Annotated in this window: 7 protein-coding genes, 1 tRNA gene and 4 pseudogenes; all 12 read right to left on the reverse strand. The window is 41.1% G+C overall.

Annotated features, from left to right (window positions below; genetic code table 11):
- Window positions 1-125 precede the first annotated feature (125 nt).
- Window positions 126-269 (reverse strand): annotated as a pseudogene (locus tag FGQ53_RS09980) (GNAT family N-acetyltransferase); the annotation flags it as partial.
- A gap of 27 nt (window positions 270-296) precedes the next feature.
- A pseudogene (locus FGQ53_RS12155) lies at window positions 297-610 on the reverse strand (ABC-2 family transporter protein); the annotation flags it as partial.
- A 105-nt stretch (window positions 611-715) separates the two neighbouring features.
- Window positions 716-1186, reverse strand: a pseudogene (locus FGQ53_RS12160) (ABC transporter permease); the annotation flags it as partial.
- Between the two features lie 10 nt (window positions 1187-1196).
- Entirely contained in the window at window positions 1197-2006 is an 810-nt protein-coding gene (locus FGQ53_RS09995) for an ABC transporter permease (protein ID WP_138338394.1), read from the reverse strand.
- A gap of 1 nt (window position 2007) precedes the next feature.
- Window positions 2008-3000, reverse strand: a pseudogene (locus tag FGQ53_RS10000) (ABC transporter ATP-binding protein).
- Window positions 3001-3284: 284 nt separating this feature from the next.
- Window positions 3285-4166: a class II fructose-bisphosphate aldolase gene (locus FGQ53_RS10010; RefSeq protein WP_138338401.1), complete on the reverse strand. Its 882-nt coding sequence runs from the start codon at window positions 4164-4166 to the stop codon at window positions 3285-3287.
- 139 nt (window positions 4167-4305) lie between these two features.
- Entirely contained in the window at window positions 4306-5634 is a 1329-nt protein-coding gene (vncS, locus tag FGQ53_RS10015) for a sensor histidine kinase VncS (RefSeq protein ID WP_138338404.1), read from the reverse strand.
- Window positions 5631-6287: a response regulator transcription factor VncR gene (gene vncR, locus FGQ53_RS10020; protein WP_138338407.1), complete on the reverse strand. Its 657-nt coding sequence runs from the start codon at window positions 6285-6287 to the stop codon at window positions 5631-5633. Before vncR ends, vncS begins: the two co-directional genes overlap by 4 nt.
- A 142-nt stretch (window positions 6288-6429) precedes the next feature.
- On the reverse strand, window positions 6430-7809 hold the full coding sequence (vex3, locus tag FGQ53_RS10025; RefSeq protein ID WP_138338410.1) for an ABC transporter permease subunit Vex3: 1380 nt from the start codon (window positions 7807-7809) through the stop codon (window positions 6430-6432).
- 55 nt (window positions 7810-7864) lie between these two features.
- On the reverse strand, window positions 7865-8512 hold the full coding sequence (gene vex2 / locus FGQ53_RS10030) for an ABC transporter ATP-binding subunit Vex2 (protein ID WP_138338413.1): 648 nt from the start codon (window positions 8510-8512) through the stop codon (window positions 7865-7867).
- Window positions 8513-8640: 128 nt separating this feature from the next.
- Window positions 8641-9918 carry an ABC transporter permease gene (locus tag FGQ53_RS10035; protein WP_138338416.1) on the reverse strand — a complete coding sequence of 426 codons (1278 nt, stop codon included), beginning with the start codon at window positions 9916-9918 and terminating at the stop codon, window positions 8641-8643.
- 136 nt (window positions 9919-10054) lie between these two features.
- Window positions 10055-10140 (reverse strand) — tRNA-Leu (locus FGQ53_RS10040).
- Window positions 10141-10536: the final 396 nt, after the last annotated feature.

The raw sequence follows: 10536 nt of genomic DNA on the forward strand, positions 1-10536 counted from the left end.
TCGTTTATGAAAGCGCAGATTTTTCTTATCTTTGAGAGCTTTTGTGAGAATGTTTTTGTCATTGGTAGTAAATGTTGTTTGTGTCATATATCTATTATACGTCAATTTTTGATTTTTGTTAAGTATAAGCTCACAAATCCAGCCAAATCACTTTCTTGATAGGCAGCCCACACTTGCAAGTCCTTGGCTCCTTCGATGTAGGCTTGCGTGCTTTCTGGTATCCCAAACCATTCTGGCAAATCCTTTAAAACCTCAGCGACAACTGCCATTTTTTGATTTTAGTCTTACCTTAGCTCTTACGAATCAGCACTTTCGTAGGCATCCAAGCCCCTGTCCCAGAGTTTAAGGGAAATACTAAAAAAGACAAGAGAAATCAAAATCAAACCTCCGATGTTAAAGATTACATCCTTGTCCTGCAAGAAATAGCTAGCAGGATAGTAAGCTGTAAAGGCGAAAGGCACGATAAAGCTAATCAACCAACGAAGAAGTGAATTGTAAATGGAAATCGGGTACTTGGCAAAGTCATTAAACATATAGAAAATGTAAATCATGCACCTGACTGCTTGGTCCAAAAAGCGATGCTGGCAGTCGCGATTTTCAAGGAAGTATAGTAGATTGAATCTAGAATAGTACGCCATAGTTGCTAAAATATTTCTATACATTAATTTGACTTTCCTAATCAATTTGGTCACATCTTATTTCAATCTACTATATAAATCAAGGTCGCAAATGGTATGCAGACTAGGAAAAGCAGGAATTTTGGAAAGCTCCAGGCAATACTAGTCACTGTTGTTCCCAGTAGGATACCACCGACCAAAAGTTCGCCCAAGGCATCAATCTGAAAAGTCTCGACTAGAATGTGAAAGAGGGGATTGATGGGACGCGTCAGGTACTTATCAAATTCTCCTTTTCGCACCAAGCGTTGTCCCAATGCCCAGAGATTATCAAAAAAGAGATGGTCCAGTCCCTTGGAAATCAAGGAAAAACCATAAATAAAGGCAATTTATTGAAAGGTCCAACCTTCTAGGGATGGAATATGTTGAAAGATGACATTGAGAAATAAGAGGTTCAGGTCTTGAGTCAGAAAGACTCCCATGACACCAACTACAAAATCTACCTTGTACTCCATGATTTGCTTGATATATTGTCTGATAAAAATCAGATGCATGCGTTGATATTTTTTCATACTAACCTCCCTAAATGGTAACGAATGACTGGACTCGTTTCCAAATCAACTGAGACAAGCCCACCATCACTATAAGCCAGAAAAACTGAAGCAAAAGTGCTTGAAGAATCTGACTGGCATCGTATTTCCCAACAATAATCATGACCGGAGTGTAAATTAAGGATGAAAATGGCAATAAGGAGAGAATATCTGAAACCACCTTTGGAAAGAACGTTAAGGGAATCAAACTTCCAGACATAAAAGCCACTATGGAAGTCTTAAGTAGGTTGGAACCCCAAAGATTTTTAAACACAAAGGCAGAAAATCCAAAGCAGATATTAAAGAAAAAGTTAATCAGATAGGCCAGCGTTAAGCTAAAGAGATAAAGGACAGTTAAGCCCAGCACTTCTACAATCCCTTGTCCAGATACGATTTTCATCAAAACAATAACACTTAAAAATGGCAGTCCAACGCTAATAAAAATCAACCACTTGGAACCAAGTTCTGTGAAAAGGTAAGAGGCCGCAAAATGCACCGGTCGCAGCAAACGCATGATGATAGAGCCATCCTTGACCTCCTCCCCAATCATAAAAGAGCTATCTAACTTGGTCAACAGATTGGTCACAAAACTCATGATGATGTAGAGAGTAATATCTGCCATGCTGAAGCTCTGAATCAAGGACTCCTGTGAGGAATCAAAGACAGCCTTCCAGAGATAGAAAGCCACAAAGACACCCATCACATCGCCAATCCGATAGAGAAGAAAATTGACTCGATAGGTAATCAACTCCTGAACTCCTGCATTGATAAAGGGTTTATAACGTTTCAACAATTTGACCATCTTAGAGCTCCTTCCGATAGAAGCGACGGATAATATCCTCAATATCCGTATCCACCATTTTCAAATCACGGATTTCAAAATCAGACAAGGTTTGCTTGATAATATCAGCCGACTGGTAGCGCGAACTATCAAATTCAATATTGAGGCTATTTCCTTGTCTATCAATGGTCATATCAGGTAGGCCTTCATAGTGAGAAATGAGATGACTTTGCCCTGGCACCAATTCAAAGGAAAGAGTCTTCATCTTGCCAAAGGTTTCCTTGAGCTGACTCACCGTTCCATCAAAAATCTCCTGCCCCTTGTCAATCATGAAAATCCGATCACAAAGTTGCTCAATATCACTCAAATCGTGAGTGGTCAAGAGGATTGTTGTTTCTTCCTCCTGATTGATCTGGGTAATGGCCCGACGAATGTTATCCTTGACCGAAACGTCCAAACCAATGGTCGGCTCATCTAAAAAGAGAACCTTGGGATTGTGGAGCAAGGAAGCTGCAATATCCGCCCGCATCCGTTGACCTAGTGAAAGAGTTCGCACGGGATCCTTGATAAATTCTTTTAAGTCCAAGACTTCATTCAAAAAATCCATTCTCTTGTGGAAGCGCGAGTCTGGCACATCGTAAATCTCTTTTAAGACCGTATAGGTCTCTTGCAAAGCCAAATCCCACCATAGCTGGGTGCGTTGTCCAAAAACTACTCCAATATCCTTGACATAATCCTGACGATTATCCTACGGAATCTTGCCGTTAATCCGACAAAAACCAGACGTCGGTTTCAAAATCCCTGTCAGCATCTTAATAGTTGTCGACTTCCCAGCACCATTTGCTCCGATAAATCCTAAAATCTGACCTTTGGGAACTTCAAATGTCAAATCCTTAACCGCTTCAAAGGTCTGCTTTTCAGGATGAATAAAGGAACGCAAAGCCCCCTTTAACCCCGGCTCCTTTACTGTCTTCACAAAATTTTTCTGAAGATGTTCCACTTCTATCATTGCCATATCTATCTCCCTATCGCAAGGAATAGCAACATTGTATTTTTGACTACAAATATTCTAAATCCTTACTTTCTAAACCTTCTACATTTTATTATTACAAAAGGCTTTATACCAACCTATTATAGTCCAATAAAAAATGGAATGCAAACGTTTGCCTGCAGATTATGAAATTAGAGATTTCTCTCTTAAAATGATATTTTTAACCCAAAATTCTGGCTTAATAGTCTCCTTAAAACACCAAAAAACCTGCCCTTAGGGGCAGGTTCTTTCTGTATTGTTAAGCTAGATTATGCTCTACCTTCTGAACCGAATACGTCGATACGTTCTTCAACAGCTTCTGTAATTGCTTCGAAACCTGGTTTCAAGAATTTACGTGGGTCAAAGAGTTTCTTCTTATCGTATTCTGCTTCGTTTGCTTCGTATTCAGCAACAAATTTACGAGTTGCGTTAGCAAATGCGATTTGGCATTCAGTATTAACGTTAACTTTTGCAACACCAAGTTTGATAGCTGCTTGGATTTGGTCATCAGGAATACCTGAACCACCATGCAATACGATTGGGAAGCCTGGAACTGCTTCTGTCAATTTTTGCAAGTGATCAAGGTGAAGACCTTTCCAGTTTGCTGGGTAAGGACCGTGGATGTTACCGATACCAGCTGCCAAGAAGTCAATACCAGTTGCAACCATTGCTTTAGCATCTTCAATTGGAGCCAATTCTCCATCACCAATGATTCCGTCTTCTTCACCACCGATAGTACCAACTTCAGCTTCTACTGATACGCCGTTTGCATGAGCAAATTCTACAACTTTACGAGCTTTTTCAAGGTTTTCTTCAACTGGAAGGTGTGAACCGTCAAACATAACTGAAGTATAACCAACTCGGATACATTCAAGTGCATCTTCATAATGACCATGGTCAAGGTGAATAGCAACTGGTACAGTAATTCCCATTGATTCTACAAGGTTTTCGATGAGAAGTTTACATACTTTGTAACCACCCATGTATTTCGCAGCACCCATAGAAGTTTGGATCAAAACTGGAGCTTTTTTAGCTTCTGCTGCGCGCAAGATAGCTTGAGTCCACTCAAGGTTGTTTGTGTTAAATCCACCAACTGCATAACCGTTGTCACGAGCTGCTTGGACAAATTTTTCTGCTGAAACGATTGCCATTTTATCAGGCCTCCTGTATATTTTTATGGGTCAACCCATTTACATTGTTCATTTTATCACTTTTTGATAAAAAAAGCTAGTTTTTCCCATACTTTAGATTGAATTTCTTCTAATCTGATCAATGTAAACCCTTTCTTTTTTAATCTTGGCTAACTCTAGGAAAGCGTATAAAGAAAGTCAAGCGATCATCCTGCCTTTCAAAACGATAAGGCAATTTCTCATGTTCTAATAAACTTTTGACCACAAAGAGTCCCATCCCCGAACCTTTGGCCTTGCGACTAGCATTTCCAGAAAAAGACTGGGCCAATTGTTCTTGTTCTTCAGGACTACAGCTATTCTCGATAAAGAGTTCTCCTTCTCTTTCTCCAATACGGACCAAGCCGCCTGGAGTGGAGTGCTTGATAGCATTGCTGATGAGATTCGATAATATCAGTTTCATGACAGATGGGTTTATGTAAGCCTGCTGATGGGTTAGGCTAATGTCTACCTGAAGTTCTCTCTCCTTGGCGAGCAAAGCATAATCCTTAACCAGACTTTGCGTCATCTGAAGGAGGTCAACCTCTTCTTTCTCGTCTCGCAATTCCTGAACAGAAGAAAGAGACAATATCTGGAGAACGTGATGACTGAGGTCATCCACAATCCCCAAAGCAACTCCCAGATAGTGGTCTCTATCTCTATAGCGACCGATATTTTCTTTCATATTCTCAATCAGGATTTTCAAACTGGCCAGAGGTGTTTTCAGTTCATGAGAAGCCCCTCGAAGAAACTCAACCTTCATCTTCTCCAGCTGGAGAATGGCTTCATTCTTCTCATGCAAGTCCGCAATAACAGTCAAAAGATGCTGGTAAAGGCTATTGATTTGTTCCTTGAGATCACCTATCTCATCCTTAGAATCCACGCGCAACCGTACTTGAGCATCTAGGTCCATCATCCGACGGGTCACCCGCTTGATTTCCAAAATCGGTGCAACAATGGTCCGAGCATAGATGTAAGCCACCAAGAGGGAAATTAGAAAAGATGCCAGTAAGGTATAGGGGAGAAATTGGAGACTGATCTGCTCTGCTTCCTTTTGCAAATCCATAGAAGCTATAAACTGAAGAGTCATAGTTCCACCATCTTGCGTTTTTACCTCGCGTTCCTCAATGAAGAGTGAAGTTGTCTGGCGAGCTGTATCTAGTGGAAAATTATCCTTAACCTCTAACTTGTCCTCAGTCATCTCACCCTTAACGGACCCTTTGATATCACTGGTCTGGGAATACAAGTCTAACACTTGTTCGATATTTTGCCTATCTTTTCCGTCTAGGGACTGGGCAATGGCTGTCGCTTTCTGGCCAATGGTTTCCTGACGATGACTCAGATAAGTTGACGGAAAGAGAAAATAAATGGCTAAATGAAGACAAATAACCAGAACACTAAAAATCGAGAAGGTATAGATAAAGATCTTTGTAAATAAACCTGTTCGTTTCATTTTCTCTCCAATTTATAACCAACATTGCGCACCGTGAGGATACAATCCAAGTCTAGCTTTTTCCGCAGTTCCTTGATATAGACATCAATAACACGGTCAAAGGGAACCTCATCTGTCACCTTCCATACAGCATCGATAATCTGAGAACGAGTCAAGGCCCGTCCTTCATTTTTTACCAGATAGTCCAGAATTTCCAACTCTTTGGCATTGATAGCCACTTCTTCTCCTGATAGGGTTGCACTATAACTCTCAAAGTCCACCTTGGTATCCTTATAGGAAAAGATTCGTCCCGTATCGTAGTAGCGCTTGAAAATCGCATCCACCCTCACTTTTAAGAGGGAGAGGGAGAAGGGTTTTTCCAGATAGCCATCTGCCAGAGAAGCAAAGGCACTCATCTTGTATTCCTCATCCTGAAAGGCAGTCAGCATCAAGACAGGAACCTGACTGGTCTTACGAATCTCAGCTAGGACTTCGAGACCATTGAGCTTGGGCATCTGGATATCCAGCAGTACTAGAGCAACTTCATAGCTGGAAAATTTTTCTAGAGCTTCTTGTCCATCTGCTGCTTCAATGGTTTCATAACCACAATCCGTCAGATAGTCACTAATCCCCTCACGGATCATCTCTTCATCTTCTACAATTAAAATTTTCATAGAAAAAACGTTTCACATTCCTTTAAATTTCTTGTAAATTATCTCAGTTTCATCTTGAAAGAAAGAGGTCTTATCAAGAGAAAACAGATAAAAATGCTGCCTATATTATACCCCATTTAGGGGAGAATAGGTTGCAAGTTTTTTATTCACTATCGAGCAAGAGCTCTTTTGGTTGTTTTCTGAGGAGATTGCTTGAGGCAAGCGCCATAACGAGAACCACTAGCACCAAGGCAAGGACAAAGACGATGATAAAGTCTGATGTCCGAATGGAAATGTCTAGGCTCGACAAGGTCTTGCTAAAGCCGTCTACTTCTGCACCCCCACCAAGATTAGAGGCTTGAGCCGCCTTGCTAGCCTGTTTGGCAACACCTGAAGTCACATTTGCAAGAACAGTATTTCCGATGGCACGGGCTGTGTAGTTGGCTAGGAAGTAAGCAGAAACAAGAGCAGGAATGGCAATCAAGATAGATTCGGTAATGAATTGCCCCAAGATACTTACCTGCTTGAGACCAATCGAGAGGAGAATTCCCACTTCCTTGCGACGGGCGTTGATCCAAAGGCTGAGCAATAGTGCAAGGAGAAGGACTGAGAAGCTCAAGCTCCCCCAGAAGAGGAGGTTGGCCATCTTGTACATACCAGAGATGGATTGCTCAAGAGCTGGGTAGTTAGAGGAGCTCTTCACAAGTGTGTAGCTCTTCCAGTTGATACCACTGATACCATTCAACTCTTTCATGACGTCATCCAAGTTCTTGTCCACTGTTACAAAGAAGGTTGCGTCCCCATAAATAGCTGTGTCTTCTGTGTATCCATAAAGTTTTGCAGCTGTGTGAATGTCTGTGATAGCTGTATTTTCATAGAGTTCTTGTGAGTAGGTTACTGCTGACTTATTATGACCATCAAAGAGTCCCTTGATAGTCACTTCGACTGTTTCCTTAGCCCCTTTTTCATTGTCTGCATCGTAGATATTAGAGTCTAGTTTGACCTTGTCCCCTACTTTCCAGCCGTGTTTAGCTGCCAAGTCCTTGTGCATGAGGATCTTGTCTTTGTCGTCGTTGGTTAGGTGCTCACCTTCAACCAGCTTATATGAGCCAGAGACAAATTTATCTTCTTTAGAGGAGTCATTGACACCTGTAATCATCAAACTGCTTCCAAACCGTTTGGCACGGTCTGCAGTGAGATTTTTCTTGGTTTCTGGAGTTTCAATCAGGTCGTATCCAGTCAAATCTCCGATAGCGTTGATACGTTTAACATAAGACTCGATGGCCTTGTTTTCGGTGATTTTTTTGATATCCTCACCCTTGATATTTCCAGCACCACGAGGCGTTCCTTGATTAACGCGACGATTGATTTGCATGGAGAAGCTATTGGTGATATTTTTAAATGTCTCCTGAGAAGCCTTGACAGTAGCTCCCTTGATCGACAAGCCGACCAAACTCAAGCTCGCCATGAGGAGAATAATCAGGAAGATAACAATCGATTTGAAAAACTTCCTTGTAACATAGGCAAATGCGTTGTGTAACATAGGTTCCCTTTCTAGATTTGATTCGTTTTTATCATTCTATCAAAACAAGCTCATCTTATTTTGTAGTATTGCGAGTTTCAGTAAGTTTCTTGTCCTTCAATTCAAGTGTAATATCTGACGCTTGTGCCACTTCTTTACTGTGGGTGACGACGATCACACATTTATCTGTTTTCTCGGCAAGTGATTTGAGCAGTTCGATAATATCTCCAGCAGTTTTAGGGTCCAGATTTCCTGTTGGCTCATCAGCTAGAATAACTGGAGCTTCGGATACCAAACTGCGAGCGATAGCCACACGTTGTTGTTGACCACCTGATAACTGGAGAACATTCCGCTTGATCTGACTTTCATCCAAACCAAGCTCAAGAAGCGTATCCTTGCTTGCCTTTTTGTTGACCAAGCGGATATTTTCCAGCGGAGAAAGATAATCTATCAAGTTATAATTTTGAAAGACCAGGGAAATATGGTGCATACGATGGTAAGAATACCCCTTATTTCGAATGTCCTCTCCTTGGAAAAGGATAGAACCTTCAACAGGGCTATCTAGACCAGCCAGTAGGGACAAGAGAGTGGATTTTCCTGCTCCTGACTCACCAATGATACTATAAAATTTTCCGGGTTCAAAATTATACTTGATCTGATATAAAACTGCTTCAGCAGTGTTCTTATAACGGTAGGTAACATCTTGCAATTGTAATAAAGTCATGATTTCTCCTTCTTATACTCAATGAAAATCAAAGATCAAACTTGGAAGCTAGCTGCAGGTTGCTCAAAGCACAGCTTTGAGGTTGCAGATGGAAGCTGACGTAGTTTGAATTGGATTTTCGAAGAGTATTAACTAATAGATGATAAAATTTCTTTCGGCGATTTTCTAAATAAGAATAGGAAACAAAGGGCTACAGACAAGCAACTAAGCAGAACTAGAAAAACATAGGATTCTGCAAAGGATAGGAGACTAGTTGATAGACCACTTGCTTTGGCTAGTGTGTCTTGTAAGGTTGCCTGATCTCCACTTGCTAGTACAGTTTGGAGCAGATAGGATGTGATGGCGTTTCCTGCAACAAATGCTGGAAGCAAAGCTCCAAGAGATACCAACACTACCTCTAAACAGAACTGGAGGAAGATCGAACTCTTGCCTTTTCCAAGTGCCAGAAGAATCCCCACTTCGTAGACCCTTTCTCTCAACCAGAGAGACAAGACCAAAATTAAGGCTCCTGCTCCTGATATCAACATCCCATAAAGTAAGATAGTCAGGAAGGTTTGGAAGGTTGCAACTGAGTCTTTGATTTGTTCAAAGGCCTTGTTTTCCTTCTCGACTTGGTAGCCTTGATTTTCCAAGGCCAAGTTTTCCACCTGCTCCATGAGTCCGGATATTTCCTTAGGATTTTCTACATAGAAGCGAGCTGCACTGACTAGAGATTCACCATTTCCCAAAAGGCTTTGGCTAGTTTCATAGTCTGTAAAGACCTGGTTTTCACTGAAGTTAGAAGACAAGCCTGTAAATTTCTCCTGTTTTTTACCAGAAAAGATGCCAACAATCTCAAACTCCACTGTTTGTCCTTCTCCAGCTTCTGACTGACCAGCATCTAAGGCAATCTTGTCATGAAGCGAAAGACCATTCTTCTTAGCCAACTCTTCGTGGATCAGGATTTTCTTTTCATCTCCTTTTTGAAGGTGTCGCCCTTCTTTTAAGTTGAAAGCCGAGCTAGTAAAGCTCACATCCTTGGATGAATCCTCAAGAGCCGTTAAGCTAACCAAGTTCTTGTCTGCAGCTGATAAATCATCACGCTCCACGCTCTGCTCGCCACTCACTGCTTCCTTGTCTTTTAATTTTGCGACCGTCTCCAGTTCAGGAGAAACATTTTCCAGCCCCTTAATCTTGCTAACGGATGCTAGGTCTGACAACTTGAAGGTCTGACCATTTTCTATCTTCTTAATAGAAAAAGATGTGTTGAGTGATTTATAAAGATTGCTTTCCACTGTCTTGTTGGACTTCATCAATGTCAAACAGGCTGAAATTTCAGCCAATAGAACCAACAAAATCAGAAATAAAATAAAACTTCTCAGTCGTTTTCTGCTGACATAAGCCCAAGCTCTTTGGATTGGATTCATTTGTCACCTCCATATTTGTAAGACTATTATAAAAGCCAAATATGAAATGTTTATGAAATACAAAAAAGAGCAAATTTTTTTTGCTCTACTTAAATTAGATGAAAAAAAGAGCTAGCCTAAGCCAACTCTTATCCTATGCGGAGAGAGGGACTTGAACCCTCACGACCTAAAGCGGTCACAGGATCCTTAGTCCTGCGCGTCTGCCAATTCCGCCATCCCCGCGTCGATTACTTTACTAGTATATCAACTTTTGGGAGGCTTGTCAACACTTTTTTCAGATTTTTTTCATTTCACAACCAAATTTGAAAGTTCTATAATGAGGTTAGCCACCCAGCCCTCCTAAAAATTAGATGGTTCAACTGGTTTATAGCTAGTACTCGATTTCATTTGATAAGAGGCTTGATGCTGTTAGGCTGGTGAGCCAAGGCTAAGACTAGCCTTGGTTTAGCTAACGAAACAGCTTCAAGGGTTCCTCTTGCCAAATGAAAGCTAATTCTAGGCATAAGAAAACACCTCTGTGTTATACTTGTTGTTCAACCGCAAACACAAGAAAGGCACAGAGATGCAAGACAATTATACTACAAAAGGCAAACATTTGACAATCGATAGCCGTCGCTT

The sequence above is a fragment of the Streptococcus mitis genome (assembly GCF_005844455.1).
Taxonomy (GTDB): Bacteria; Bacillota; Bacilli; order Lactobacillales; family Streptococcaceae; genus Streptococcus; species Streptococcus mitis_BF.

Excerpts from the sequence above, each read along its gene's own strand:
- vncS (WP_138338404.1), bottom strand. The coding sequence starts at position 5,634 with ATGAAACGAACAGGTTTATTTACAAAGATCTTTATCTATACCTTCTCG.
- vncR (WP_138338407.1), bottom strand. The coding sequence starts at position 6,287 with ATGAAAATTTTAATTGTAGAAGATGAAGAGATGATCCGTGAGGGGATT.
- FGQ53_RS09995 (WP_138338394.1), bottom strand. The coding sequence starts at position 2,006 with ATGGTCAAATTGTTGAAACGTTATAAACCCTTTATCAATGCAGGAGTT.
- FGQ53_RS10035 (WP_138338416.1), bottom strand. The coding sequence starts at position 9,918 with ATGAATCCAATCCAAAGAGCTTGGGCTTATGTCAGCAGAAAACGACTG.
- vex3 (WP_138338410.1), bottom strand. The coding sequence starts at position 7,809 with ATGTTACACAACGCATTTGCCTATGTTACAAGGAAGTTTTTCAAATCG.
- vex2 (WP_138338413.1), bottom strand. The coding sequence starts at position 8,512 with ATGACTTTATTACAATTGCAAGATGTTACCTACCGTTATAAGAACACT.
- FGQ53_RS10010 (WP_138338401.1), bottom strand. The coding sequence starts at position 4,166 with ATGGCAATCGTTTCAGCAGAAAAATTTGTCCAAGCAGCTCGTGACAAC.